The organism is Streptosporangiales bacterium, from assembly GCA_009379825.1.
In the GTDB taxonomy this organism is placed as follows: domain Bacteria; phylum Actinomycetota; class Actinomycetes; order Streptosporangiales; family WHST01; genus WHST01.
On record WHTA01000005.1, the window covers coordinates 82,576 to 109,329 of the forward strand.

27 protein-coding genes and 2 pseudogenes are annotated in these 26,754 nt (G+C 69.0%); 18 read left to right on the forward strand and 11 right to left on the reverse strand.

The genetic code is table 11. The features are described from left to right. Positions 1-70 precede the first annotated feature (70 nt). Positions 71-496: a hypothetical protein gene (locus tag GEV07_04190; GenBank protein MQA01946.1), complete on the reverse strand. Its 426-nt coding sequence runs from the start codon at positions 494-496 to the stop codon at positions 71-73. A 212-nt stretch (positions 497-708) separates the two neighbouring features. Here GEV07_04190 and GEV07_04195 point away from each other — a divergent pair, with 212 nt between their 5' ends. From GEV07_04195 to GEV07_04265, 15 genes and pseudogenes are all read left to right on the forward strand, one after another. Next, positions 709-1,920: an amidohydrolase family protein gene (locus GEV07_04195; protein ID MQA01947.1), complete on the forward strand. Its 1,212-nt coding sequence runs from the start codon at positions 709-711 to the stop codon at positions 1,918-1,920. Next, on the forward strand, positions 1,917-2,315 hold the full coding sequence (locus GEV07_04200) for a Rieske 2Fe-2S domain-containing protein (protein MQA01948.1): 399 nt from the start codon (positions 1,917-1,919) through the stop codon (positions 2,313-2,315). Before GEV07_04195 ends, GEV07_04200 begins: the two co-directional genes overlap by 4 nt. A 14-nt stretch (positions 2,316-2,329) precedes the next feature. Continuing rightward, on the forward strand, positions 2,330-2,572 hold the full coding sequence (locus tag GEV07_04205; GenBank protein MQA01949.1) for a hypothetical protein: 243 nt from the start codon (positions 2,330-2,332) through the stop codon (positions 2,570-2,572). Positions 2,573-2,632: 60 nt separating this feature from the next. Further along, a pseudogene (locus GEV07_04210) lies at positions 2,633-3,954 on the forward strand (MFS transporter). 62 nt (positions 3,955-4,016) lie between these two features. Further along, complete coding sequence (locus GEV07_04215) at positions 4,017-5,168, forward strand: LacI family DNA-binding transcriptional regulator (protein ID MQA01950.1); 1,152 nt, start codon at positions 4,017-4,019, stop codon at positions 5,166-5,168. After that, positions 5,165-6,775: an FAD-dependent oxidoreductase gene (locus tag GEV07_04220; protein ID MQA01951.1), complete on the forward strand. Its 1,611-nt coding sequence runs from the start codon at positions 5,165-5,167 to the stop codon at positions 6,773-6,775. Before GEV07_04215 ends, GEV07_04220 begins: the two co-directional genes overlap by 4 nt. Before the next feature lie 32 nt (positions 6,776-6,807). Continuing rightward, positions 6,808-8,223, forward strand: a complete 1,416-nt coding sequence (locus GEV07_04225) for an FAD-dependent oxidoreductase (GenBank protein MQA01952.1) — start codon at positions 6,808-6,810, stop codon at positions 8,221-8,223. A gap of 3 nt (positions 8,224-8,226) precedes the next feature. Beyond that, the gene (locus tag GEV07_04230) at positions 8,227-9,156 is read left to right on the forward strand and encodes an ABC transporter permease subunit (GenBank protein ID MQA01953.1); all 930 of its coding nucleotides are present in this window, start codon (positions 8,227-8,229) and stop codon (positions 9,154-9,156) included. A 31-nt stretch (positions 9,157-9,187) separates the two neighbouring features. Beyond that, on the forward strand, positions 9,188-10,030 hold the full coding sequence (locus tag GEV07_04235) for an ABC transporter permease subunit (protein MQA01954.1): 843 nt from the start codon (positions 9,188-9,190) through the stop codon (positions 10,028-10,030). A 21-nt stretch (positions 10,031-10,051) separates the two neighbouring features. Further along, the gene (locus tag GEV07_04240) at positions 10,052-11,587 is read left to right on the forward strand and encodes an ABC transporter substrate-binding protein (GenBank protein MQA01955.1); all 1,536 of its coding nucleotides are present in this window, start codon (positions 10,052-10,054) and stop codon (positions 11,585-11,587) included. Between the two features lie 2 nt (positions 11,588-11,589). Beyond that, positions 11,590-12,645, forward strand: coding sequence for an ATP-binding cassette domain-containing protein (locus tag GEV07_04245; protein ID MQA01956.1), 1,056 nt, complete (start codon positions 11,590-11,592; stop codon positions 12,643-12,645). Further along, a complete protein-coding gene (locus GEV07_04250; GenBank protein ID MQA01957.1) occupies positions 12,593-13,627 on the forward strand; it encodes an ATP-binding cassette domain-containing protein in 1,035 nt (344 codons plus the stop codon). The genes GEV07_04245 and GEV07_04250 overlap by 53 nt, the downstream gene beginning before the upstream one ends. Next, positions 13,624-14,430, forward strand: coding sequence for an SDR family oxidoreductase (locus GEV07_04255; protein MQA01958.1), 807 nt, complete (start codon positions 13,624-13,626; stop codon positions 14,428-14,430). The genes GEV07_04250 and GEV07_04255 overlap by 4 nt, the downstream gene beginning before the upstream one ends. Positions 14,431-14,462: 32 nt before the next feature. Continuing rightward, complete coding sequence (locus GEV07_04260; GenBank protein ID MQA01959.1) at positions 14,463-14,645, forward strand: hypothetical protein; 183 nt, start codon at positions 14,463-14,465, stop codon at positions 14,643-14,645. A gap of 23 nt (positions 14,646-14,668) precedes the next feature. Next, positions 14,669-14,959 (forward strand): GNAT family N-acetyltransferase, encoded by a 291-nt coding sequence (locus GEV07_04265; GenBank protein ID MQA01960.1) that lies wholly within the window; start codon positions 14,669-14,671, stop codon positions 14,957-14,959. 20 nt (positions 14,960-14,979) lie between these two features. Here the strand turns inward: GEV07_04265 and GEV07_04270 are convergent, their stop codons facing one another. Further along, positions 14,980-15,552: a redoxin family protein gene (locus GEV07_04270; protein MQA01961.1), complete on the reverse strand. Its 573-nt coding sequence runs from the start codon at positions 15,550-15,552 to the stop codon at positions 14,980-14,982. 65 nt (positions 15,553-15,617) lie between these two features. On the opposite strand from GEV07_04270, the gene GEV07_04275 reads away from it, so the two are divergent. Further along, positions 15,618-15,998: a VOC family protein gene (locus tag GEV07_04275; protein ID MQA01962.1), complete on the forward strand. Its 381-nt coding sequence runs from the start codon at positions 15,618-15,620 to the stop codon at positions 15,996-15,998. Positions 15,999-16,021: 23 nt separating this feature from the next. Beyond that, positions 16,022-16,435, forward strand: coding sequence for a DUF2752 domain-containing protein (locus GEV07_04280; GenBank protein ID MQA01963.1), 414 nt, complete (start codon positions 16,022-16,024; stop codon positions 16,433-16,435). Positions 16,436-16,446: 11 nt separating this feature from the next. Here the strand turns inward: GEV07_04280 and GEV07_04285 are convergent, their stop codons facing one another. The 3 genes and pseudogenes from GEV07_04285 to tcuA all read right to left on the reverse strand — a co-directional run bounded on the left by GEV07_04285 (position 16,447) and on the right by tcuA (position 19,621). Further along, on the reverse strand, positions 16,447-16,923 hold the full coding sequence (locus GEV07_04285) for a 3-isopropylmalate dehydratase (protein ID MQA01964.1): 477 nt from the start codon (positions 16,921-16,923) through the stop codon (positions 16,447-16,449). After that, positions 16,854-18,071 (reverse strand): annotated as a pseudogene (locus GEV07_04290) (homoaconitate hydratase family protein). Before GEV07_04290 ends, GEV07_04285 begins: the two are co-directional and overlap by 70 nt. 2 nt (positions 18,072-18,073) lie before the next feature. Then, positions 18,074-19,621, reverse strand: coding sequence for an FAD-dependent tricarballylate dehydrogenase TcuA (tcuA, locus tag GEV07_04295; protein MQA01965.1), 1,548 nt, complete (start codon positions 19,619-19,621; stop codon positions 18,074-18,076). 62 nt (positions 19,622-19,683) lie between these two features. Here tcuA and GEV07_04300 point away from each other — a divergent pair, with 62 nt between their 5' ends. Then, complete coding sequence (locus tag GEV07_04300) at positions 19,684-20,421, forward strand: FCD domain-containing protein (protein ID MQA01966.1); 738 nt, start codon at positions 19,684-19,686, stop codon at positions 20,419-20,421. Positions 20,422-20,434: 13 nt separating this feature from the next. Here GEV07_04300 and GEV07_04305 read toward each other — a convergent pair whose 3' ends face one another. The 6 genes from GEV07_04305 to GEV07_04330 form a co-directional block, all read right to left on the reverse strand. Beyond that, the gene (locus tag GEV07_04305; protein MQA01967.1) at positions 20,435-21,466 is read right to left on the reverse strand and encodes a TIGR03619 family F420-dependent LLM class oxidoreductase; all 1,032 of its coding nucleotides are present in this window, start codon (positions 21,464-21,466) and stop codon (positions 20,435-20,437) included. A 9-nt stretch (positions 21,467-21,475) separates the two neighbouring features. Then, positions 21,476-22,567 carry a 3-methylitaconate isomerase gene (locus GEV07_04310; GenBank protein MQA01968.1) on the reverse strand — a complete coding sequence of 364 codons (1,092 nt, stop codon included), beginning with the start codon at positions 22,565-22,567 and terminating at the stop codon, positions 21,476-21,478. After that, positions 22,564-23,487 (reverse strand): NAD-binding protein, encoded by a 924-nt coding sequence (locus tag GEV07_04315; protein MQA01969.1) that lies wholly within the window; start codon positions 23,485-23,487, stop codon positions 22,564-22,566. Before GEV07_04315 ends, GEV07_04310 begins: the two co-directional genes overlap by 4 nt. Beyond that, positions 23,462-24,247, reverse strand: coding sequence for an MBL fold metallo-hydrolase (locus GEV07_04320; protein ID MQA01970.1), 786 nt, complete (start codon positions 24,245-24,247; stop codon positions 23,462-23,464). Before GEV07_04320 ends, GEV07_04315 begins: the two co-directional genes overlap by 26 nt. A 17-nt stretch (positions 24,248-24,264) precedes the next feature. Further along, positions 24,265-25,140 (reverse strand): NAD-binding protein, encoded by an 876-nt coding sequence (locus GEV07_04325; GenBank protein ID MQA01971.1) that lies wholly within the window; start codon positions 25,138-25,140, stop codon positions 24,265-24,267. 109 nt (positions 25,141-25,249) lie between these two features. Continuing rightward, complete coding sequence (locus GEV07_04330) at positions 25,250-26,752, reverse strand: FAD-dependent oxidoreductase (GenBank protein MQA01972.1); 1,503 nt, start codon at positions 26,750-26,752, stop codon at positions 25,250-25,252. Between the last annotated feature and the right edge of the window lie 2 nt (positions 26,753-26,754).

Here is a 26,754-nt window from a genome sequence, read left to right on the forward strand (position 1 = left end):
CAGGTCGTCGTCCCCGCCGAGCAGGCCCGAGTTTAGTCGACCGCGCCGCTCGGCACACCCTGGCCCGACGTCACTTCCGGTCGCCCGCGACCGTGTCGAGGACGAAACCGAGACCCATGCCGAGCAGCCAGGTGTCCTTCGCCAGCGCGATGCCGTCCGGTGTGGGACGCAGGCTCCCTTCCTGCCGCATCCCCGGCGTACGCAGGTACAGACCGAACAGCCCACCGGCGAACGCCGCCAGCCCGGCACCCGCGACCGCGGTGGGCACGACAGGGAGCAGCAGCACCGTGCCGAGCGTGATCTCGCCGGCCGAGACCAACCGGGTGAACGTCTGTGCGTCGAGGTTCTTCACGAACGGGTACGTCCCGCTGGCCATGCCGTGCAGGTGCTCCGCGGTCTCGGCATCCGCCGAGCGCTTGGACAGACCCGAGTTCAGGATGAACGCGCCGGCCGCAGTGCGACCGGGCAGGTCACGCAGCATCGTCTTCCAACGCATGAAACCCCCTGAGCGAATTGGGAAGACACCACCCTACGACCGCAACCACGCTCCTACCCGCCTGCACGTCCCATTCCGCGGGTCGGCATCCATTGACATGGAACAGTGATCCAATTAACTTCCCTCTATAGAATCTAGCTCCAATTTCGTGGGCTCGTCGAGCTAACCCGACCGGGCAGTTTCGGACCCGCCAACGACGTCGAAGGGAACCGATGACCACATCCCCGGAGCTCCGCCGCGCGGAAGCGATGATCCTGAAGACCGAGCCACGCCGCGGACTGCTCGCCAACGCCGCCAAGGAGGCGAAGGCGCGCGGGCTCTACGACATCCCCATCGTGGACGTGGACTGCCACATCATCGAGACGATGAACATGGCCGAGCTCATCCCGTTCATCAAGAACCCGGCGATCAAGCACCTGTACTCGAAGGTGCCGAGCATGGCCAACATGGACCTCGCCGGCAGCTACGGTGACCGCGACGCCGGCGGCCGGATCTTCCGTGACACGCCGATCCCGGGCACCCGCGGCGCACCGTCGGTCGAGGGCCTGCTCGACGACATGCGGGTGATCGGCATCGACTACGCGTCGATCTTCCCCACCCCGATGCTCGCGCTCGGCGAGCACCCGGACATCGAGGTGGAGGTCGCGGTCGCGCAGGCATACAACCGGTGGCTCGTGGAGAACTACCTCGGGCACGACCCCAGGGTCAAAGCACTGCTCTACCTCCCGTTCAACGACCCGGAAGCGTCGTACCAGGAAGTCGTCGAGCTCGGCGACAAACCAGGCGTCGTCGGGTTCATGGTGACGAGCGTGCGCAAGACGCCGATCTACCACAACAGCTACATGAAGACGTACGCGGCGCTGCAGGAACGCGGCCTGCCCATCGGGTTCCACAGCGGACCGAACTGGCACGCCGCCAGCGCCAGCGCACAGCTCAACCGGTTCATGTCGGTGCATGCGCTGGACTTCCCGCTCTACAACATCCTGCACCTGTTCAACGTCGTCGTGAACGGGCTCCCCGAACGGTTCCCCAGGCTCAAGTGGGTCTTCTTCGAGGCCGGCATCTTCTGGCTCGCCTTCGCGATCCAACGGCTCGACCACGAGTTCCTCATGCGGCCCTCCGAGGCACCACTGCTGAAGCGCCGGCCGAGCGAGTACATCAAGGAGATGTTCTTCGCGACGCAGCCGCTGGAGTACCCGGAGAAGATGGAGTACCTCGAGATGGTGTTCGACATGGTCGACGGGGAGTCCCAGCTGCTCTACGCGTCGGACTACCCGCACTGGGACTTCGACCTGCCGAGCCGGATCTACGACCTGCCGTTCCTCAGCGACCAGGGGCGCAAACAGGTCCTCGGCGAGAACGCCATGCGGCTGTTCGACCTGCCCCAGCCGGCCATGCTCGACGTTGCCGAGGTGGAGTCATGACCCAGGAGCACGTGACCGCGAGAGTGCCCACCGAGTACCACGTCTGCGCCGCAGACGACGTCGCCGAGCGCGACCGGGTGCTCATCGACGCGGGCGGCGTCGAGATCGGCATCTTCAAGGTGAAGGGCAAGTTCTACGCGTACGAGAACCGGTGCGTACACCAAGGCGGTCCGGTGTGCCGAGGCGACGTACTCGGGCGTTGGGAGGAGCACCTCGACGAGGGCGGCCAGGTCGTCGGCGCCGACTTCTCCACCGAGCACATCGACATCGCGTGTCCCTGGCACGGCTGGGAGTACGACGTCGAAACGGGGAAGAACATCGCGGATCCCCGGTTCCGACTGCGCTCGTTCGACGTCGTGGTACGCGACGGCGACATCTTCATCACCATCCCTTAGCGAGGACGGCATCCATGAGCACCCCACTGCCGGCCGATGTCGAGCAGCTCAGCGACGAGGAGCTCAGGGCACTGCTCGAGCTCGTCATAAAGGTCTACTCACAGCGCGTCCAGGCACTCGTGGACGACGGAGAACCACCGTTCCCGCCGCTGCGCGCGGAGGGGTACGCAACCGCGACCGACGTCATGGTCGCGGTGCGGAACATGCTGAAGGTGTTCGAGATAGCACCGTTCGAGCTGAGCATGCTGCGCTACTGACTTTGCGGTAACCCACTTCCCGTCGCGGGGCCAACGGCGGCCGATCAGCGAGGAGCGATGATGGCAGAACGGGCGACTTCCCAGCCTGGCGTGAGCGACGATGCGTACCCCGCGCCTCGCGAGGCCCGCCGCGCCGGGATCGCAGCCTTCATCGGCACCACCATCGAGTACTACGACTTCTACATCTACAGCTCGGCTTCCGCGCTGGTGCTCGGGAAGATCTTCTTCTCCGGAGCACCACCGGCCATCGGCACGCTCGCGGCCTTCGCCACCTTCTGGACCGGCTTCCTCACCCGGCCGTTGGGCGCCGTGATCTTCGGCCACTTCGGCGACCGCTACGGACGCAAGACCGCGCTGATCGTCACGTTGACCCTGATGGGTCTCTCGACATGCGGCATCGGCGCGTTGCCAGGTACGTACAGATCGGTGTCGCCGCACCGGTCCTGCTCATCCTGCTGCGGATGATCCAGGGCGTCGCGATCGGCGGCGAGTGGGGCGGCGCCGTACTCATCGCGACGGAGTACGCGCCACCGCGTAAGAAGTTGCTCTACGGCGCGTTCGCCCAACAGGGTTCCCCCGCGGGGAACCTGCTCGCGACGGCCGCGTTCCTGCTCATGGCCCAGCTCCCGGACGCGGCATTCGAGTCGTGGGGTTGGCGAGTGCCGTTCCTCGCGTCCGCGGTGCTGGTCGCCGTCGGCCTCTTCATCCGGCTGCGACTCGCCGAGACCCCAGAGATGCGGAAGGTCATCGAACGCAGGGAGGTGTCCAGGCTCCCGATCAAGGACGTGCTCCTGAGCCACCCGGTTCTCGTGCTGCTCGGCGTCGGCGCGGTCACCGCAGGGATCTCCATCACCTACGTGAAGACGACGTTCGCGCTCTCGTGGGCGACCACGGAGCTGTCCTTCGACCGCTCTGCGTTCCTCACCATCATCTCGATCGCGCTGATCGCCCAGGTGATCGTGCAGCCGTTCGGCGCCGTGATCGCCAGCCGGATCGACATCAAGCGCGCGATCGCCTGGATCCTGCTGCCCGAGGTCGTCCTGCTGCCGCTGATGTTCGTACTGATCGGGACGAACTCGTTCTGGCTGGCCATGCTGGGCATGGTGCTCGCGACGTTCCCGCACGCGATGTACTACGCCGCACTGGCCGGAATCCTCGCCAAGGTGTTCCCCGCCGCCGTCCGTTACACCGGCATGTCGTTGTGCTACACCCTCTGCACGACCCTGTTCGCAGGCACCGCACCCATGGTGTCGCAGTTCCTACTGAGCAGCACAGGCACAGTGTGGTCCGTAGTAGCACTGGGACTCGCCTACGTCGCCATCACCCTCGTATCGGTAATGCCCCTCCTGACCAGAACGCACCAGAACACCACACCCGCGTAGCTCCATCGGCGGCCGGAGTCGGGTCTTGACCATCTCGGCGAAGCGCGTATACGGTCGCCGTTATGCGCATTAGTTATGCGCATAACTCTGAGGTGATCATGGACGCGGAACAGCCACGGGAGCCGGAGCAGCGGCAACGGGCGCGAGCACGGCAGGCCGACATCGCGCGCGCTGCCGGTGTGTCGCAGGCGACCGTCTCACTCGTGCTGAGCGACGGCGAGGCCGCCGCACGGCGAGTGGCGGAACCGACGCGACGGCGCGTGCTCGAGGTCGCCGAGCAGCTCGGCTACTCGGTCAATCCGGCCGCGCGCAGCCTCGCCGGCGGACGCAACCGGCTGCTCGGCGTCTACACGTTCGAGGCCGTCTTCCCTTCCAGGGACCGCGACTTCTACAACCCGTTCCTCGTCACCATCGAGCAGGAGGCCGAGCGCGCGGCCTACGATCTCCTGCTCTTCACCAGTGCCACACTGCCCGACCAGCGGCGCAGCATCTATGCCGGCGGCGTCAACCGACTCGCCCTCGCCGACGGCTGCATCCTGCTCGGCCGCAGGGAGAACCAGGCCGAGGTAGCCCGGCTGGCCAGGGAGGGCTTCCCGTTCGTCTACGTCGGGCGCCGGGAGATCCCCGACTGCGAGTTCTCGTACGTGGCCGCCGACTACGCCGCAGTCACCGCGCAGGTCGCGGCACACCTCGTCGAGCTCGGACACCGCAACATCGCCTACCTCGGCGCGTACCAGCCCAAGACGCCGGACCACGACCGTGCCACCGGCTGGCAGGCGGCTGTCGAGGACGCCGGCATCGGCGACACCACACAGCTACTGCGGCTCGGCAAGCGCCGCGAGATCGAGCCGGTGATCGCGCAGCTGGTCGAAGACGGCTGCACGGCACTCGTCCTGGAGGACCCGGAGTCGGCACAGCGGTACCTGGACACGGTCGCCGAGCTCGGCCTCGACGTGCCCGGCGACATCTCCGTAGCAGTGCTCGGCGACGTACCGACCGTCAGCGGCACGAGCAACTGGACCGGTTTCCGCATCCCCAGGGAGGAGATGGCCAGGCAGGCCGTGCGGCTACTGCTCGACGCCATCGACACACCGGCCGCGCAACCGGCGAACGTCACCGTGCCCTGTTCGTTCACCGCGGGCACGACGGTCGGCAAGGTGCCGCGCGCCACCGGCACCCGTACGCGCAGGACGACACGAGGACGGAGCCGATGACGTTGGAGGAAGTGGACATCGCCGTGATCGGCGGCGGCCTGGGCGGGGTGGCCGCCGCGCTTGCTGCGCTCCGGCAGGGGTGGACAGTACTGCTGTCAGAAGAGACGGAGTGGCTCGGTGGCCAGCTGACGGCACAGGCCGTACCGCCCGACGAGCACCCGTGGATCGAGCAGTTCGGGTGCACGAAGTCGTATCGAGCGCTGCGCGACGGCATCAGGGCGTACTACCGCAGCTGGTATCCGCTCACCGCCGAGGCGTACAACGATCGCTGGCTCAACCCCGGCGCGGGACGGGTGAGCAAGCTGTGCCACGAACCCCGGGTCGGGCTCGCGGTGATCGAAGCCATGCTCGCGCCGTACCGGGCGACCGGACGGCTTCGGGTCCGCACCGGCTGTCGGCCGGTCGCCGCCGACGTGGACGGCGATCGCGTGCGGTCCGTCCTGTTGCGCGACGCCGCAGGCGACACCGCCGAGGTGACCGCAGGTTACGTGCTCGACGCGACGGAGACCGGCGAGCTGTTGCCGCTCACCGGCACCGAGTACGTCACCGGGTTCGAGGCCGCGGCGGAGACCAGTGAGCCACATGGCGCGGCGCAGGCGCAACCACTGAACATGCAGGCGGTCTCGGTGTGCCTGGTAGTCGACCACCGCGCGGGTGAGGACCACACGATCGACCGGCCGGCGAACTACGCCTTCTGGCGTGACTACCAGCCGAGCTACTGGCCGGACCGACTGCTCAGCTGGACGGCGCCCGATCCACGCACCCTCGAGCCGGTCACCCGTCAGTTCCTGCCCAATCCGGACGACCGCAGCGCACACATGTTCGCCGACCAGAGCAAGGATGCCGGCGACAAGGAACTGTGGACCTTCCGCAGGATCGCCGCGCGACGCACCTTCACCGAAGGTTTCCTCGCCAGCGACACATGCCTCGTCAACTGGCCGATGATCGACTACCTCGCAGGCCCGATCTTCGAGGTCGACGATGCCGAAGCAGCCAGGCACGTGGCAGGCGCCCGCGAGCTGAGCCTCTCGATGCTGTACTGGATGCAGACCGAGGCGCCACGTGCCGACGGTGGCACAGGGTTCCCCGGCCTACGGCCACGCGGCGACCTGATCGGCACCACCGACGGGCTGGCATTGGCGCCGTACGTCAGGGAGTCCAGGCGCATCCGTGCCAAGTACACGGTCGTCGAGCAGGACCTCTCACTGACCGTACGCGGTAACCACGGTGCGGTCAGGTACGAGGACTCGGTCGGCGTAGGCAGCTACCGAATCGACCTGCACCCGTCCACCGGCGGCGACAACTACATCGACGTGGCCGGCTCACCGTTCGAGATCCCGTTGCGGTCGCTGGTGCCCGTGCGGATGCGGAACCTGCTGCCCGCGGCGAAGAACATCGGCACCACCCACATCACCAACGGGTGCTACCGCCTACACCCCGTCGAGTGGAACATCGGCGAGGTCGCCGGCACGCTCGCCGCGTTCTGCCTGAGCGACGGACACACACCTGAGGAAGTGGCCGACAAACCCGAGGTGTTCGCGGAGCTGCAGCGCCTGCTGCACCACGTCGGCGTAGAGACCCGATGGCCGGAGATCGAAGGCTACTGATCTCGCGAAACACAATGAAGTGAGGCGAACCCATGACTGACGATGTCGAGCTGCGGATCAGCGCTCCGGTACGGGCGAGGACCGACGTCCTCGTCGTCGGCGCCGGCCCTGCCGGCCTCGCCGCGGCCATCGCGAGCGCTCGGCAGGGTGCCAGGACAATGCTGGTCGAGCGGTACGGATACGTCGGAGGCAACCTGACCGCAGGGCTCGTCGGCCCGTGCATGACGTCGTACAGCCTGGACGGTAGCCAGCAACTCATCAAGGGCATCTTCGAGGAACTGGTGCTGCGGATGGAGGCCGAGGACGCGGCCATCCACCCGTCGCGGATCCCCGGCGGCAGCCCCTACTCGGGTTTCATCAGCTTCGGCCACGAGAAGGTCACCCCGTTCGACCCGGAGGCGGTGAAGGCCATCGGGGCGGAGATGTGCCTGGAAGCCGGCGTCGAGCTGCTGTTGCACACCTCGGTCGTGCAGGCGAGGACCGCAGGCGGCCGGGTGACTGGCGTCGTCGTCGCGAGCAAGTCCGGGCTCGAGGTGCTCGAAGCAGACGTCGTCGTCGACTGCTCCGCGGATGCCGACGTAGCCGCGACGGCGGGCGCCGAGATTCTCCAGGGCCGCGACGAGGACGGCCTCACCCAACCGATGACGCTCTTCTTCCGGATCGGTAACGTCGACGACGCCGTCGTCGAGGAGTACGTCGCCGCACATCCGGACGACATCCGCCCGTTCGCATCGATCGTCGCGGAGGCCACGAAGACAGGCGAGTTCACCGTGCCCCGTCGCGGCATCGGCATCTACAAGACACTGCGCTCGGGCGTATGGCGGGTGAATACCACCCGCGTGCACCGGGTCGACGCGACCGACGTCGGTGACCTCACCCGAGCCGAGATCGAGGGACGCAGGCAGGTGACCAGCCTGATGGCGTTCTTCCGGCGCCGGCTGCCCGGTTTCGCCGACTGCGTACTGCTCGACACCGCGGCCACCATCGGGGTACGTGAGTCACGCCGCATCCGCGGCGAGTACACGTTGACCCTCGACGACCTGGCTACCGGCCGCGAGTTCGACGACGTGATCGGGCTGTGCGGGTATCCGGTCGACATCCACAGTCCGACAGGTAGCGGTGGCGGGGTCGACGACAGCGCAGCCACCGCGGGTGCGTACCAGATCCCATACCGCTCGCTGGTGCCGACGCATCCGGAGCAGCTACTCGTCGCCGGCCGGTGTGTGTCGGCGACGCACGAGGCACTCGGCGCGATCCGGGTGATGCCACCGGCGTTCGCCATGGGCCAGGCCGCGGGCACGGCCGCCGCACTTGCCGTACGTGACGGCGTGCCGCCGCGTGCCGTCGACGTGGCAGCGCTCCAGCGCCAGTTGCTCGACGACGCCGCCTACCTCGGACCGCGGTACGAGACGGTCACGGCACACGAAGGCCGCAGCGGGGAGGGCTGACCGATGGCCGGCTACCTGGCTCGCAGAGTGGCGCAGTCGGTGCTGGTGATCTGGGGGGCGCTCACCATCGTCTTCGTCGTCGTACGCGTAATACCCGGCGATCCCGCCGCGCTACTGCTCGGACCGACGGCGACACGCGAGCAACTCGCGAGGACGCGCGAGAGTTTCGGCCTGGACCGGCCATTGCCCGAGCAGTACTTCTCGTACCTGCTCGACGTGCTCCGCCTCGACTTCGGCGAGTCGGTGCGGCTCGGCGGGCCGGCCATGGCCGAGGTGTTGCAGCGGCTGCCGGCCACTCTGTCGCTCGCCTTCGCGGCGCTGGCGTTGACCGTCGCCGTCAGCTTCCCCCTCGGCGTGCTCGCCGCACGCCGGCCGCACAACGTCGGCGGCAGGCTGATCTCCGTGTTCTCCCTCGCCGGCCAGGGCATGCCCCAGTTCTGGGTAGGGATCATGCTGATCCTCCTGCTCTCCGCGACACTGCGCTGGCTGCCGGCGTCCGGTTTCACGTCATTGGCGGGTCTGATCATGCCGGCGACGGCGCTCGCACTGCCGTTCATCGGTTGGCTCATCCGGTCCGTGCGCAGCGGGGTCATCGACGAGCTCGGCAAGGACTACGTCCGCACCGCCAACGCCAAAGGCCTCCTCGACGGCACAGTGTTCTACGGCCATGTGCTCCGTAACACGCTCGTGCCCATCACCACGGTCGTCGGCCTGCTGCTCGGCATCTTCATCGGCAACGCGGTGATCGTCGAGGTCGTCTTCGCGTGGCCCGGCGTAGGCCGGCTGCTCGTCGATGCCATCACCTACCGCGACTACTCCGTCGTGCAAGCCGCCGTCGCGGTGATCACCGTCGTCTACGTGTTGCTCAACCTGGCCGTCGATGTGCTCTACACGTACCTCGATCCGCGAGTGCGCTTCCAGGAAGGCAGGTGACCACGTGGCAACGCTCTCCCGCCCTACCGGCATGCAGTTGACACTACGGCGAGTCCCGCTGCGCGTCGCGCTGCCGGGCGCCGTCGTCGCGTTGTACGTCATCGCCGCGACACTCGGACCGATCGTCCGCCCGTACGAGGCGTCGCAGACCAACGTCGTCGACCGGCTGCTGCCCCCGGGGGCCACACTCGCCAACGGCAGCACCGCATGGTTCGGCACCGACCAAGTCGGCCGCGACCTCCTCGCGCAGGTGCTCGCCGGTGCGCGGGTGTCGCTCGTCGTGGCAGCTGCCACGATCGTGTTGGGCGGCGCACTCGGACTGTTGCTCGGCCTGCTCTCCGGCTACTTCGGGCGCTGGATCGACAGCATCATCATGCGGCTCGGTGACATCCAGCTCGCGTTCCCCAGCATCCTACTGGCGATCCTGATCGCCGGTGTGCTCGGCCCCAGCGTCGTGAACGTCATCCTGACGCTTGCGATCACCCGCTGGGTGATATTCGCCCGTGTGGTACGTGCATCCGCGCTCGTCGCGAAACGAAGGGAATCCGTCGACGGCGCCAAGGTACTCGGCGTCTCGACCGGTCGGATCCTGTGGCGCTACATCCTCCCCGACGTGCTCGGCCCGCTGCTCGTGGTGGCCACCGTGCAGGTCGGCCTGATGATCATCGCGGAGGCGTCGCTGAGCTTCCTCGGCCTGGGCGTGCCTACGTCGCAGGCCTCGTGGGGCTCCACCATCGCCGCCGGCCGCGACTACCTCGACACCGCTTGGTGGATCGCTGCGGTCCCCGGCCTGGCGATGGCCCTGCTCGTGGTCTGCGTCGGCGTGCTCGGCGACGCACTGCGGCACCGCACCGATCCGACCGTCGATCTCTAGCCTCCGGAAGGGACACCCGCAATGTCACCAAACAGCTTCAGCCGCCGCGACTTCCTGCGCACCACCGCGTTCTCCGTCGGTGGACTCACCGTGCTCGGCCTCACCGGCTGCGGCATGACGGAGGAGTCGGACGTCAGCGGTGCCGGCGCAAGCACACTGACGGCTGCGTTCATCCGACCGATCATCTCGCTCGATCCGCACGGACCGAGCGATGTAGACGAGGGCACGCTGCTCGCCTGCAGACACATCTTCGACACGCTCGTACGCCGCGACGGCAAGAAGCTGGTACCGAACGTGGCAAGCAAGTGGAGTCAGCCGAACCCCACGACCTGGGTGTTCGAGCTCCGCGACGACGTCATGTTCCACGACGGCAACAAGCTCACCGCAGAAGACGTCAAGGCATCGCTGGAGCGCGTCGCCGGCTCGGACACCCCGCAGGCAGAGCTCTGGGCAACGCTGAAGGACGTCACCACGGAAGGTCCGCACAAGTTGCGGATCACGACCGAGCGGCCACTGGGCACCATGCTGGCCAGCCTGACACTGCTCTTCGTCGCGCCGGCGGACAAGCTCGGCGAGAAGGGCTTCTTCGACAAGCCCATCGGCAGCGGCCCGTTCCGTGTCGACTCCTACACCGCGTCGGACCACCTGAACCTGTCGGCCGCGAAGAAGTACTGGGGTACCGGCTCGAAGCTGAAGAAGCTGAAGCTGCCGTTCATCCCGGAGAACTCCACGAGGCTCACCTCGCTGAAGAGCGGCGAGGTGGACCTCACCTGGACCATCCCGCCGGACCAGATGGAGAGCATGAAGGGCTCGGTCGATCTCGACATCAGCAGCGTGCCGAGTTTCGTGTACTACTTCAACTGGTTCAACTGCGGCCGGAAACCCTTTACCGACAAGCGGGTTCGCCAGGCGATGTGGCACGCACTCGATGTGCGGAAGATCGTCAACAGCCTGTTCAAGGACACCGCCGACGTGATTAAGGCGCCGATCCCTTCCACAGTATTCGGCTACGCAGAACAGCAGCCGTACGAGTACGACCCGGCGAAGGCGAAGCAGCTACTCGCCGACGCGGGCTACCCGAACGGCTTCTCGACCAGCCTGATGTGGCCGCGCAACATGTCACCGGAGATCAAGTCGCTCGCGGAGTCGTTCACGACCTACTGGAAGAAGATCGGGGTGAAGGTGAAGCTCGAGGAGCTCGAACAGGCAGCATGGCTGAAGCGGCTCCTGGACCTCGACTGGGACATGGACCTCCAGACGAACGGTGTCACCACCGGCGACGCCGACTACACGCTCGGCCGGTTGTACACGACTGATGCCAACCGGCTCGGCTACTCCAACAAGGAGCTCGACGACATCCTGCACTCCGCCAGGAGCGCGACCGACCAACAGGAACGCAAGGCCCTGTACCGCAAGGCATGCAAGATCCTGTGGGAGGACGCCCCTGGCATCTACCCGGTACAGCTGAACTCGACCTACGGCATGCGTACGGGCATCAAGGGCTTCGAGCCTTCACCGGACAACCAGCCGGTCCTCACCCGGGTCAGCAAGGGCTGACGATGAACGCACCGGGTACTCAGCTCCGCGGCGGCGACGCGAACCTGCTCACCGTCAGGGACCTGGCCGTCGACTTCACGACGGGGCGTGGCCCGCTGCGCGCGGTCGACGGTGTCTCCTTCGACGTGTCCCGCGGCCAGACAGTGGCTCTGGTCGGTGAGTCCGGCAGCGGGAAGAGCACCACGGGCCTGGCCGTCATGGGCCTGCTCCCCCGCACCAAGAGCACCGTCGCGGACGGCACGGTCTCGTTCCTCGGCAACGACATCACGGCGGCGCACGACAAGGTGATGCGCGACCTCAGGGGCGCACACGTGTCCATGGTGTTCCAGGACCCGTTGAGCGCACTCAACCCGGTGCTGACGATCGGCAAGCAGCTGCGGGAGATGTTCACCCGCCACAGGGGAATGTCCAGCCGCCAGGCCAGAGAAGCCGCCATCGAGCTGTTGCACAGAGTCCGGATGCCCGACCCGGAACGCCGGTACCGGCAGTACCCGCAGCAGTTCTCCGGCGGGATGCGACAACGCGTCGTCATCGCCATGGCGCTCGCACTCGAGCCGGAGCTGATCATCGCGGACGAGCCCACGACGGCGCTCGACGTCACGGTGCAGGCGAGGATCATGGCACTGTTGCGCCACCTCACCGCCGAGCAGGGCTCGGGACTCCTACTCGTCACCCACGACCTCGCCGTGGTCGCAGAGAGCGCGGACCAGATCTACGTGATGTACGCCGGCCGGGTCATGGAGAGCGGGCCCATCCGACCCGTCTACACGCGGCCGGCGAACCCGTACACCGTCGGCCTGCTCGCCTCAGCCCCGACGCTCTCGGCGGTGGACCGGCCGCTGCACCCGATCCCCGGCAAACCGCCTGACCCGACGGAGCGGCCGGTCGGCTGTGCATTCCATCCGCGCTGTCCACTCGCGACCGCGAGGTGTCGTGAGGAACAGCCGCCGTTGCGCGAGATCGCACCGGGACGGCTCAGCGCCTGTCACTTCGCGGAGGAGGTGCATGCAGGTGGCCACGACCAATCCCTCGCCACCAGAGCTGCTGCGAGTCAGTGACCTGGTCACCACCTTCCAGCTCAGGCGGGGCCTGTCCGGACGTGGCAGCCGGGTCGTGCACGCGGTCTCCGGCGTATCGTTCAGCGTCGCCGCGGGCGAGACGTTCGGACTGGTCGGTGAGTCGGGTTGCGGCAAATCCACGGTCGCACGCACCATCGTCGGCCTGGAACGGCCGAGCTCCGGCACCGTCGTGGTCGACGGACAGGACGTGCACGACGCCTCCAGGGCGTCGGTGCGCGCGGCCAAGCGCGCGGTCCAGATGGTCTTCCAGGATCCCTACTCGTCGTTGAACCCGCGGATGACCGTCCGACAACTGTTGACCGAAGCGTGGCTGGTGCACTCGGGCATCGTGCCGCGCGGCGAGTGGGACACGGAGGTGCACCGACTGCTCGACCTGGTCGGGCTGCCGGCCGAGTCGGCCGACCGCTACCCGGCGCAGTTCTCCGGCGGCCAGCTGCAACGCATCAGCATCGCGCGCGCCCTTGCCGTACGACCACGCCTGCTGATCGCGGACGAGGCGGTCTCGGCGCTCGACGTGTCCATCCAGGCACAGGTGCTGAACCTGCTGGCCGAGCTACAGCGCGAGCTCGGCCTCGCCCTGGTGTTCATCTCCCACGACCTGTCAGTCGTGCGGCATCTCTGCCAACGGGTGGCGGTCATGTACCTGGGCAAGCTCGTGGAGATCGGCGAGGTCGAGCAGATCTACCGCGAACCGACGCACCCGTACACCCAGACGCTGATCAACGCCGTACCCGACCTCTACCCGTGGCAGGTGACTCGGACGCCGACCCCCACGACCGACGACGACATCCCCTCTCCCACCGACCCGCCGTCCGGCTGCCGGTTCCGCACTCGCTGCTGGAAGGCGACGCAACGCTGCGCCGAAGAGGAACCGGCCCTCGATGATCGCGGCCTCTCGCACCCGTCCGCCTGCCACTTCGCCTCACTGCCAGAGCTCACCGACACCCTGGAGAACAGATGAACCAGCCCGTCGCCGTCGCACCGAGCAGTTGGGACTGCTTCGCTCCCGACACCTTCGCGGACCAGGTCACGCTGGTCACGGGTGCCGCAGGCGGCATGGGGCGAGAGGTGGCACGTGCCTTCCACCAGCTCGGCGCACATGTCTGGTTGAGCGACCTGGACGGTGCCGCCCTGGAAACGACGGCGAAGGAGCTCCGCACGCCGGCTGGTCCCGAACTGGCCGTCTTCCCCGCCGACGTCGCGGACCCGTCGGCCGTTGCCGAGCTCTACCGCAGGATCGACGAGCGGCACGGACGGATCGACAACGTCGTATCGTGCGCCGCTGTGATCACGGCTGCGGCCGCGCTGGAGATGAGCACTGAGCACTGGGACCGGGTGTTGCGGATCAACCTGATCGGCACGTTCTCCGTGCTCCAGGAAGCCGTGCGCCGGATGACGGCGCGAGGCACCGGTCAGATCGTCGCCGTCGCGTCCGACGCCGGCAAGAGAGGCGGTGGTGGCCTGGTCGCGGACGCCGCCTACGCGGCATCCAAGGCCGGGGTCCTCTCCGTGGTGAAGTCGCTGGCGAGGGAGTTCGCCGGCACCGGTGTCAGGATCAACGCTCTCACTCCGGGCCCGACGGACACCCCCATGCACGGCAGCCTCAGCGACGCGCTCAAGGAACGGATCGCCGCCGGGCTGCCGATCGGGCGGATGGGCCACCCCAAGGACATGGCAGCAGCAATCGCCTTCCTCTGCTCACCCGCGGCCGCTTTCATATACGGCGCATCGCTGAACGTCGACGGCGGCGCGATGTTCGAGTGACGTTAGCATCGCCGGGAACGTGAGGTGGTGTGATGGACGGACGAGTGGCGTTGCGGGCGTTCCTCGATGGGGACGTGGACTTCCTGGAGCGGCTCTGCACGGACCCGGATGCGTTGGGCGCGTTCGAGTGGGCCGGCTTCGTCGATCCGAAGAGGCGGCGCAGGCGGTGGGAACGGGACGGCTACATCAGCTACGAGTCACCGCGCTCGCCGTAGTCGTCGACGGGGAGGTTGCGGGCATGGTTTCGTGGCGTCCGCAGGACCGGGTCGGCCCCGGTGGCGTCTGCTACGAGATCGGCGTCGCCCTGCTGCCCGAGTACCGCGGCTGCGGGCTCGGCGCCGAGACGCACCGCGTACTCGTCGACCACCTCTTCAGGTTCACCGCCGCGCACCGGCTGGAGGCCAGCGTGGAGGCCGGCAACACCGCGGAGGAGCGGACGTTGGAGAAGCTCGGCTTCCGTCGCGAGGGCGTCCTGCGCGAGATCGGCTGGCGCGACGGCGTCATCTACGGCCTGCTGCGACCGAGCTGACGGTGACCGCGGCGAGCCGGTCAGCCGGCGGCAGAGCGCAGCCAGGCGAGCACCTGCTGGGCGTGCTCGTTCGGCGGGAAGACCGGGTAGAAGGTGTGCTCGATGTTGCCGTCGCGGACGATCAGGGTGAGCCGCTTGTAAAGCGTCATGCCGTCGGCGGTGAACGTCGGCAGGCGCAGCTCCGTAGCCAGCCGGAGCTCAGGATCCGCCAGCACGTCGAACGGCAGCCGGAGCCGGCCGGCGAGCTCGCGTTGGTAGCCGGTGTCCTGACTGGAGACGCCGAACACCTGCCCGGCCCCGACCTCGCGCAGGTCGGCGTGGTGGTCGCGGAAGTCGCACGCCTCGGTGGTGCAGCCACGCGCACCGGGGATCGCATCCCAACCCGCCGGCAGGTCGGTGCCAGGCCGGCCGGTCATGGGATAGACGTAGAGCACCGTGCGGCCGGGGCCGAGGTCGTCGAGCGCGACCTGCGTACCCGAGGTGCTCACGAGTGCGAGCTGCGGCAGCGGCAGCCCGCGAAGGTGGTCGGCCGCGCCGTCGTCGACCGGCCTGGGCAGGTCGTCCGGCAACGCAGTGAAGTTGGTGTCGCCCATGGCGGTCCTCTCCGTGGTCGCGCACGACCACGCTAACCCCTTCCGCACGCTGACAAGGAGCGGCAATGCGTATCGATCGGTTGGACCACCTCGTGCTCACGGTCGCGGACCTCGACGCCACCATCGACTTCTACACCAGGGTGCTGGGCATGGAAGCAGCGTCGTTCGGGGACAGCCGGCAGGCGCTGCACTTCGGGCGCAGCAAGATCAACCTCCACCAGGCCGGCCGCGAGTTCACCCCCAAGGCGGCGCAGCCGACGCCCGGCAGCGCCGATCTGTGCTTCGTCGTGGCACAGCCGATCCCCGAGGTCGCGGCCGACCTCCGCGCCGCAGGCGTGGCGATCGAGGAGGGCCCGGTGGCACGTACCGGCGCACAGGGTCCGATCACCAGCGTCTACCTGCGCGACCCTGACAGGAACCTGATCGAGCTCTGCAACTACGACTGACCGGCGCCGGGTACGGTGAGCGGATGGTCCAGCTGCGGGTGGAAGCTGCGGACCGCCACCGCGGGCTGTTCGTGCTCGCCGTCGGCGGCCTGCTCGTCGGTGCGGCCATGGCGGTGTTCGGGCTGCCGCCGCTCGACCTGCACGGGCCGCTGCACAACCTCTTCGGCATCATGGACCCGCTCTGCGGCGGCACCCGCGGCGTCTACTCCGCGATGCGCGGCGACGTGGCGAGCGCCTGGGCGTACAACCCGGCCAGCATCCCGCTCGTCCTGGGCGCGCTGACCCTGGTCGTCAGGCATGTCGCCGGGTGGCTCACCGGACGCTGGCTGACCGTGCGGTTGCGTCCACGTTGGCTGGTCGTCACCGTAGCGGTGGTGCTGGTGGTGGCACTCGGGGTGAACCAGCAGCTCCACGCCGACCTGCTGATGCGGCCCTGAGCGCCGTACGGTCAGTCGACCCGGCGCCGGGTGCCGGCGGCCTCGAGGTAGCCGGCGTCGAGGTCGAGGACGAGCTCGTCGCCGGCTGCGATGCCGGTGGTGTCGCACTCGGCGACGGGCAGGCCACTGTTGATCGCGTTGCGGAAGAAGATGCGGGCGAACGGCTGCGCCACCACCGCGGCGACGCCGCATGCGCTGAGCACCCGCGGCGCGGTCTCGCGCGACGAGCCGCAGCCGAAGTTCCTGCCGGCGACGACGAGGTCGCCCGGCCGCACCCGGTCGACGAAGTCGGGGTCGATGTCCTCGAACGTGTGCCTGGCCATGGTCGCGATGTCCAGTGCGGACGCCTTGTGCTGGGCGGCGATGATGACGTCGGTGTTCACGTCGTCGCCGAACCTGTGCACCCGGCCGCTGGCCCTTAGGCAGCCACCTCCCGCGGGTCGACGATCTCGCCCGCGATCGCGGCTGCCATCACGGTCGCCGGCGATGTCAGGCAGATGGACGCGTTGCGGTTGCCCGTACGGCCGACGAAGTTGCGCGGCGCGCTGGTGATCATGTTCTCGCCGTCGCCAGGCACGCCGAACGCGGAGGCGCCCGTACAGCCACTGCAGCCCGGCGTCCCCCAGACCGCGCCCGCGGACACGAACTCCTCGACCAGTCCCCCGCGCAGCGCGTCGAAGTACGTGTTGCGCGACGCCGGCGCGACGAACAGCCGCACGCCTGGGGCGAGTCGGTTGCCGCGCAACAGCTCGGCCGCGGCGCGTAGGTCCTCCAGCTGACCGTTCGCGCTCGTGCCAATGGTCGCCTGGCTGATCGGCGTGCCGGCGACGGCGCTCACCGGCTGGACGTCGTCCGGCCGCGGCGGCAGCGCCACCTGCGGCACGAGGGCGGCCACGTCGATCTCGTGCACGGCGGCGAACTCGGCGTCGTCGTCGGAGGTGTGCGCCGGGCGCGGGTGGTGTCGTCGACGCCGACCAGACCGAACTTCGCGCCCATCTCGAAGGCCATGTTCGTCATGGTCATCCGCGCCTGCACAGACAGCGCGGCCAGTGTACTCGACCGCCTGGTACGTCGCGCCGTCCGCGCCCAGCTCGCCGAGCACGGCGAGCACGATGTCCTTCGCGTACACCCCGCGCTGCGGTTCGCCGGCGAGGACGATCCGGCGGGTCGGCGGCACCTTGAACCAGAGCTTGCCCAGCATCATGGCGACGGCCAGGTCGGTGGAGCCGACACCGGTGGCGAGCAGCCCGAACGCGCCGGCGGTGCAGGTGTGCGAGTCGGAGCCGACGACGATCCGGCCCGGCATCGCGTGTCCCTCCTCCGGCAGCACCTGGTGCGAGATGCCGCGGCCGATGTCGTACAGCCACACCCCTTGGTCGCGCGCGAAGCTGCGCATCTCGTTGTGCAGCTCGGATACGGCGGTGGTGTGCACGTTCGGTGCGTGGTCCAGGAACAGCGCGACCCTGCTGGGGTCGAAGACGCGGTCGCCACCGAGCTCGCGGAACGTCTGCGTCGGCTGCGCCCGGTTGCCGTCGTGGGAGAACACGAAGTCGACGGGCGAGACCACGATGTCGCCGGCGCGCGCGTCGTGGCCGGTGTGCTCGGTGAAGATCTTCTCGACGAGTGTCCGCCCCACGGTCAACCGGCGGCGTGCTGGCCGGCGAGGCGGCCGAAGACCGCGCCCGCGGTGAGACCGGAGCCACCGGGGTAGTTACCGGAGAACAGCCCACCGACGAGCTCGCCGGCGGCGAACAGGCCGGGGATCGGCGCACCACCGGCGTCGAGCACCTGCGCGCGCTCGTCCACGTGCACGCCGCCGAAGGTGAACGTGATGCCGCAGGCAACGGCGAACCCGTAGTACGGCGGTGTGTCGATCGGCGTGGCCCAGTTCGACTTCGGCGGGTCGACCGCGGCGCTCTTGCCGTCCTTGACGGCCGGGTCGAACGGACGCGGGTCGGCGGCGGCGTTGAACGCCTCGACGGTGGCGGCCAGCCCGTCCGGGTCGATGTCCAGCGCCTTGGCGAGGTCGACGACGGTGTCCGCCTGCGCACCGGTGATGGGCGAGCTGTCGTACTCCAGGGTGCGCAGGATGGGACGGGTCTTCGCGTCGAAGATCTGCACGGCCCTGCCGTCCGGCTGGGCGAGTATCTCCTTGCCGTACTTGGCGTAGGTGAAGTTGCGGTAGTCCGCGCCCTCGTCCACGAACCGCTCGCCGCGGTTGTTGACCACGATGCCGATCGGGTAGCTCTGCCGGGTGAGCTGGTTGGTGAGCACCCGTTCGCCGCCGCCGGGCGGTGCGCCGGCGTCCCACTGCACGCTGTGGCAGCTGCCCCAGTCGCCGTGCCGGTCCGCGCCCGCGACGATCGCGTACTCCAGCACCTCGCCGGTGTTGTGTGGGCTGCCACGTACGATGGCGCGTTCCCAGCCGGGGCCGAGGTGTTGCGCACGCAGCGTCGGGTTCGCCTCGAAGCCGCCCGCGGCGAGCACCACCGCGCCGGCATGCACCGTGTACTCGCCGTCGGCGTCCCGGCAACGGACGCCGACGACCCGTCCGGCCTCGGTCACCAAGCCGGTGGCCGCGGTGCCGTAACGGATCTCGACGCCGGAAGCGCGCGCGGCGGCGGTGTGTTGCTGCATCAGCCCCTTGCCACCGCCGACGACGCCGAGGACAAGGCCACCGAAGAACTGGTACCTGCCGTCGACCACGTACGTCTGCCGCTCGTGGATCAGCCGGAAGCGCAACCCGACGTCGTGCAGCCAGCGCACGGTCTCCGTGCTGCGCCCGACGAGCACGTCGGCCATCGCCGGGTCGCAGCGGCCTTCGGTGATCCTGTCCAGGTCGGCACGGAACGTCGCCTTCGGGTACGGCGGGACGTCGGCGTCCGGCAGCAGCGCCTTCGACTCGGCGTCGAGCAGCGGCACCAGGTCGTCGACGCTGTCGAAGCCGACCCGGAACGCGCCTGCCGTGTAGTACGAGTTGCCGCCGGCCTCGTCCTCGGGCGCCTTCTCCAGCACGAGGACCCTGGCGCCGCCCGCGCGTGCCGCGTGCGCTGCGCTGAACGCCGCGTTGCCCGCACCGACGACCAGCACGTCGACCGTGTCGTCCCGCCTCGCTGGCGATCCTGCACCTGCCACCTGCGCCTCCACCCTTTTGCCGGTAGACTCAATACTGAATACTAGTTGCATGCAATCACGTTTGGCGAGCGGTTCGAGACGTCCCCTCCGGACGAACGACTAGGGTCAGGACCATGAAGACTGCGCGCGACGGTCGGGCCGACGCGGCGGGCACCGCCCCCGGGTCGGACGGCCCGCGGGTGCTGCGTGCCTACCTCGGCGAAGGGCCGCTGCGCGGGCGCACCACCGAGGCCGTGACCGAAGCGCTGCGAGAGGCGATCCTCGACGGCGCGATCGCCGCCTCCACCTGGCTGCGCGAGGACGAGCTGGCCGCCGTGTTCGAGGTGAGCCGCACACCCGTGCGCGAGGCGCTGCGGCTGCTCGCGGACGAGGGCCTGGTGGTGAAGACGGCGAACCAGGGCGCGGTCGTGGCGCAGATGTCGGTCGAGGACGTGCTCGCGCTCTACGTCGTGCGCGAGAACCTGGAGGGCCTCGCGGCGCGCCTGGCGGCGACCAGGCAGCCGGCCGGCCTGGCCGACCGACTGGACGCCATCAACGAACAGCTGGCGCGGGACGCGGAGATCGGCGACCTCGCCACCATGGTGCGTCGGAACCTCGAGTTCCACCGGGAGATCAGGCTCGCCACGGACAACGGATACCTGGACCGTTTCCTCGGCCAGGTCGAGCACGCCGTCCGCCGGCTGCCGTCGTCGACGCTGGCCCAACCGGAGCGCAGGAAGGCCGCATTGGACGAGCACCGGGCGATCATCGCGGCGATCCGCGCAGGCGACCGCGACGCGGCCGCGAACGCCGCCCAGCTGCACCTGCGCAACGCACGCGCGAGCCGGATCGCGGACCTCATCGGCGACTGACACCTGCTGTACGTCAGGGCAGCAGCGGCCGCAGGTCGGTGATGATCGACTCCAGGTGTTCCGTGGTGTCGTTGATCGGCGTGAACAGGTACCCGTCGATGCGTTCCAGCGACGCCGTCTGCACGCGGATGCGCTCCGCGATCTCCTCCGGCGTGCCGATCAGGTACGTCGCGCGCGCATCGTCGTAGTCACCGGGGAAGTACCTGGCGAGTACCGCCTCGCAGGCGCGGCGCTCGGCGTCGTCGCGGACGATGGCGATCCAGTGCGCGTAGACGATGTCGATCTCGTCCGGCTTCCTGCCGGCGTCCGTCGCCGCGGCCGCGACGATGTTCCAGCCCTGCGCCAGCTGTGCCGGGTCAAGCTGGCGCTTGTGGCCCGCCGAGTAGGTCAACGGCACCCAGCCGTCCGCGACCCGGCCGACCCGCTGCAATGCACGGTGCTGCGCGTCGCTCATCCGGCCGGACCAGGTCACCGCGTCGTCCGGCGCGAAGGAGCCCAGCCACACCGGCGGGCCCGGCCGCTGCACCGGGCGGGGCAGCACGCAGACGTCGTCGAGCTGCCACCACTGCCCGTCCGCGGTCACCGACTCGCCGGTCCACAGCTGGCGGACCAGCTCGATGCCCTCTTCCATCTGCGCACCGCGGCGGCGCCGGTCGACGCCGAACATGCGCAGCTCGGGGTCGCTCCATCCGGAGCCCGCGCCGAACACGTAACGCCCGCCGGACAACACGTCCAGGCTCGCGGTGAGCTTCGCCAGCACCGCGGGATGCCGGAACGGCACGACGGCGACCAGTGTCGCCAACCGCAGCCGGGACGTACGCGCCGCGACCGCGGACAACATCAGGAACGGGTCGACCATGGTGCCGCCGTACACCGGCAGCCCGGTGCTGCCGCGGGCCGCGGCGAGCAGTCGGTCGAGGACGAACAGCATGTCGTAGCCGAGGTGTTCCGCCTGCACCGCCCACTCGACGGCGGCTTGCGTCTCGGCCACGGTGTCGTCGGTCAACCAGGTCGGCGGTCGTACACCGAGGAACGGTTCAGGCACTGAAGCCTCCTAGCCGGGTAGGTGGACGGTGCCGGACATCAACCGGCGTGCGGTTCGTACGGCACCTACAGAGCGCACTGTGCTGTCGGAGGCGACGTCGGCGAGCACGTCCACCACACCCTTCGGGTGCCGGATACGCACGGTCTCGTCCGCCACCGGGCGGGCTGTACCTGCTGCGACGGTGCCTGGCAACCGGACGGCGGCGCCGAGGCACAGGGCGGCGGTCATCGGCAGCGCGTGATGTACGGCGCCCATCGACACCCCCACCGCCGCGATGTCGTGGCCGTCGTCGACCGGTTCGCCGAGTAACACCAGCCGCGGGACGATGGCGGAACGCTCGGCCGCGTCCTGCGGGTCGTCGACCCGGCCGAGGGCGACGGCACATGCGCCGCGCATCCACTCCAGCCGGCGCAGCAGCTCGGGGTCACGGTTCAGCTCGGGTGGGGAGGCGTCCGCGACGGTCACGCCGAGCGCCTTCGCGGGCACGAACGCCATCGGGTGCGCGACGTCGACGACGCTCACCTCCACGTCACCGTGCGGGCCGGGAACCACGGCCGTCGGCCCACCGGTCGGCAGGGCCGTGCCGAACACCGAACCGCCGGGGTCGAGATACCTGGTGACCACAGGCGCACCGGGCCTGGGCACGCCGGGGACGACGTGCTCGCCGTCGTATCTCGCGCGGCCGTCGCGCACCTGCACCTCCGCGGTGATCGCGACGCCGGTGTTGCCGTTGCGCAGTCGCACAGTGGTGACCGGCTCGACGGCCTCGACCAGGCCCTCGTCGATGGCGAACGGCCCGACGGCGGAGGTGAGGTTCCCGCAGTTGCCCGACCAGTCGACGACCGGCCGGTCCACGCCGACCTGCGCGAACCAGTACGTCACGTCGTCGCCGTCGACACCGGGTTCGACGACGACCAGCTTGCTGGTGCTCGAGTACGTGCCGCCGAGCCCGTCGATCTGCATCGGGTCAGGGCTGCCCATGACGGCGAGCACGACCGCGTCGCGCTCCGGGCCGGCGGGCGGCACGTCGCGCGTGTGCACGAAGACGCCCTTGCTGGTCCCGCCGCGCATCAGCACCGCAGGCAACCCCGGTGGGTTCATTCGTCACCCGCCCAGCGTTGGTAGAGTCGCAGCAGCGCGACGATGTCGTCGTCGCCGAGCCCTTCGGCAAGCGCGAGCGCGTACATCTGTCTCGTGGTCGCCGCCGAGGGCGCGGGCACGCCGACCCGCTGGGCGAGCTCGAGCCCGAGCCCGAGGTCCTTCTCCCCCAGCCGCATGGTGAAGCCAGGACTGAAGTCGTCCGTGAGCGCCTTCGGGAAGCGCTTGGTGAAGTGGTGTGAGCGGCCACCGCTGACCGCGAGCACGTCGTAGAGGCGCTGCGGTTCCATGCCAGCCGCGACGCCGACGGCGAAAGCTTCCGCCGCCACGAGCACGTTGCCCATGGACATCAGGTTGTTGACCAGCTTGACGATCTTCCCCGTGCCGACCGGGCCGGTGTGCGAGGCGGAGCCGATGTCGGCGAGCAACGGGCCTGCGTCGGCGAGGTCGCCGTCGTCCGCGCCGACGATGAGCGAGAGCGTGCCTTGCCTCGCCTCCACCGGACCGCCACTGACCGCGCAGTCGAGCACCCGCAGGCCAGCACTGGTCGCGGACGCTCCGACCTCGCGCATCGTGTCGGGGTCGATGGTGCTCAGCTCGAGCACGTACGAGCCCGGCACCGCGCACGCCACCAGGCCTTGCTCCCCCAGCCACACCGACCGCACCACGGCCGCGTCCGGCAGGCTGGTGATGGTCACGCCCGCTTCCGCCACCGCATCGGCGAACACGTCGGTGACGCGTGCGCCGGCGTCTGCCGCGTGCTTGCGTGCCTCGGCGTCCGGGTCGTAGCCGACCACCTCGTGGCCGCGCTCCACGAGGTTCGCGACCACCGACCCGCCGATGTTGCCCAACCCGACGACGCACACCGGGTCCTGGATCTCTGCCATCGTCGACCTCCTACGCGATCCGCACCGCGAGGCCATCGAGCCCGTCGACCTGGTCGTACCGCTTCAGCACGTCAGGGTCGTGCCCAGGCACGATCAGCTCCGACGAGCTCGCAAGCGCGTGCAGGGTGTCGAAGGTGTCGTACATGCCGGGCAGCGACATGAAGATGCCGAACGGGGCGTCGTTCTCCACGTTGCCGTACAGGTGCGTGGCGTCCGCGGCGAGCACGACTGTGCCGCGTTCGGTCTCCACGCTCACCACCTGCAGCCCGGCCGTGTGCCCGCCGACGTGATGCACCCGCACACCTGGCACCACCTCGTGCTCACCGTCGACGAACAGCATCCGCCCGTCGAGGCCGAACCGGACCAGGCGTTCCATGTCGTCACGTTCGACCAGGCGCCGGAACTCCTTGCGCCACGCGTACTTCCCCGTCCAGAACGCCATCTCCTTCTCCTGTACGACGAAGCGTGCATCGCTGAACGCCTCGATGTCGCCGACGTGATCGTAGTGGAAGTGCGAAAGGATGACGTACGGCACCGAGTCGCACGCGGTGTCGAGCATCGCGAGCGCCTGTGACGGCGACCGGAAGTGGTTGCGCTTGCGGCGTGCAGCGGTCTCCGCGGTGAACCCCGCGTCGACCACGACGTCCTGTGCGCCCGACCTGATCAGCCAGACGTAGTAGTCGAGCTGGCGTTGCTCGTCCCACGGATGTGCGGCGGAGCCGTGGAAGTACTCACCGCGTACGCCGTGCGTGTGCTCACCGAACTTGACCGCGTAGACCTCGTGCACGTTCGACATCTGGATCACTTCCTCGGTTACTCGGCGTCGATGAGGCGGACGACGGCCGTGTGGTACGCGTCGGCGTGGCCCTGTTCGCAGAGCTCGTCGAGCAGCTGGTGCGCGAGCTCGCCCGCGGGCGCGCGTACCCCGACGTCCGCGGCCAGGTCGAGGGCGTAACCGACGTCCTTGCGCATGTACCTTGCGGGGAACGCGCTCTCAGGGTGCAGGTCGGGCAGCAACGCCTTCTTGCCGTGATTCTCCAGCGTGAAGCTCGCGGCCGAGCCCTTGCCCAGTGCGTCGAACAGCTGCTCGTCGCCGACCAGACCGCTCCTGCGCGCGAGCGTGACCGCCTCGGCGAGCGCGACCACGGTCTCGAAGACGACCATGTTGTTCAGCAGCTTCACCAACGCACCCGCACCGACAGGACCGCAGTGCGTGACGTCGGTGGCGAAGCACCGCAGTAATGGTTCTACCCGCGCGAACACCTCGGCGTCCGCACCCACGGTGATGGCGAGCGTGCCCTCGACGGCGGCGTGCCTCGTGCGTGCGACCGGCGCATCGGCGAACGCGACGCCACGGCCGGCGAGCACCTCCGCGAGCCGCTGCACCAGCCGTACCGGCGACGTGCTCAGGTCCACGACCGTCTGGCCTTCCCTGCAGTGCCCGAGCACGTCGGTGACGACCGCTTCGACCTCGTCGCCGCCAGGCAGCGAGCAGAACACGATGTCGCTCGCGGCCACCAACTCGGCCGCTGACGACGCGTGCGTGCCGCCGGCGCGCTCCACTTCCGCGACAGCCGCAGTGTCGATGTCGTAGGCCGTCACCGGCTTGCCGCTGTGCCGCAGCAGGTTGTGGCACATCGGCGCACCCATCACGCCGAGGCCGATGAAGCCCAGTACGGTATCCGTCATGAGGAGACCTCCCGCGTGAGCATCGCAGCGAGAACATGACCGGACAGCGATGCGGCCACCGCAGATGAGCGAGGAGCGGAGCGCGGGAGGTCGACGGGGTGCACTGTCATTAGGCAGCCGCCTCACCCACCGCGGCCGCCGCGGCGTTCGCACCCGCGATGCGGCCGAACACCGCGCCACGGACGAGACCGGAGCCGCCGGGATAGTTGTGGTAGAAGAAGTCGCCGGCGATCTCGCCGGTGGCGTAGAGCCCGGGCATCGCGCGTCCCTCGGTGTCGAGCACGCGTGCGTCCGTGTCGATCTTCAGCCCACCGTACGTGAACGTGATGCCGCACGTCACCGGGTACACGACGAACGGCGGGTCCTCGATCCGCTGCGCCCAGTTCGACTTCGGTGGTTGTCCCACCGGCTCGGCCGCGACACCGTCGGACGTGAGCGGGTCGAACCGTTGCGCGGCGTCGGGCGCAACCGCGGCGTTGAACGCCTCGATCGTCTCGGCGAGCGCCTTCGCCGGCAGGTCGAGACACTCGGCCAGCTCGTCGAGGGTGTCGGCGACCACCGGCGTGCCGGTCTGGTACCGCGGTTCGAGCAGGTGTGCCGTCTTCTGGTCGAACACCTGGTACGCGACGCCCTCCGGCTGGGCGAGGATCGCGCTGCCGGTCTTCGCGTACGTCAGCCAGACGTGGTCCTCGCCCTCGTCCACGAACCGCACACCCCGGCGGTTCACCAACACCGCGTACGGGTACGAGTACCGGCTGAGCTTGTCGGTGAGGTCGAGGTCGCCGACCGGCGGGTGGGCGGCGTCCTGCGGGCTGGCGTGGCAACCACCCCAGTGCCCGGCGGGCTGCGCACCGGTAAGCAGCGCCTGGGTCAGCATGGTGCCCATGTTGAACCGCGACCCGCGTACCTTCACCAGGTCCCACCCTGGACCGAGGTAGCGCAGTCGCATCTCCGGGTTCGCCTCGAACCCACCGCTGGCGAGTACGACGGTGCCGTGCACCTCGTCGTACCTGTCGTTGCGCCGGATCCGCACACCTTCGACCGTCGACCCACGGGTCACCAGCCCCACCGCGGGCGACGAGTACCAGACCTCGATGCCGGCGCGTTCCACCGCCTCGAACAGCCGCTCCACCAGGCCGACACCCTCGCCACGGGCACGGATGGCACCACCCGGCGGCACGTCGTAGACGCGGTCGAGCTTGTCCAGGTCGAACAGCTTGTTCGCGGTCAGCTCCCACTCGACGCCGCGCTGCCGCATCCAGTCGACCGTCTCGTACGAGCGGTCGACGACCGTGTGTACGAGCGGCAGCGGCGGCCGTCCCGCGGAGGTGCTCAGCCAGTCCTCTATGTACTGCTCCCGCGGGTACGCCCCGACCGACACCTTGCCGAGGAACCGTTCGCTCGACTCGTGCAGCAACGGGCGGATCGAGTCGAGCCCGTCGTGCGCCGTGCGGAAGATGCCGCCGGAGAACCTGCTGTTCCCGCCGCGCTCCGCCTCGTCGGCGGCCTCGAGCACGATCACCTTCGCGCCCGCCTCGTGCGCGGCGAGTGCCGCGACCAGCGCGGCGTTGCCTGCTCCTACGACGACGACGTCGGTCTCGGTGGTGGCCAAGT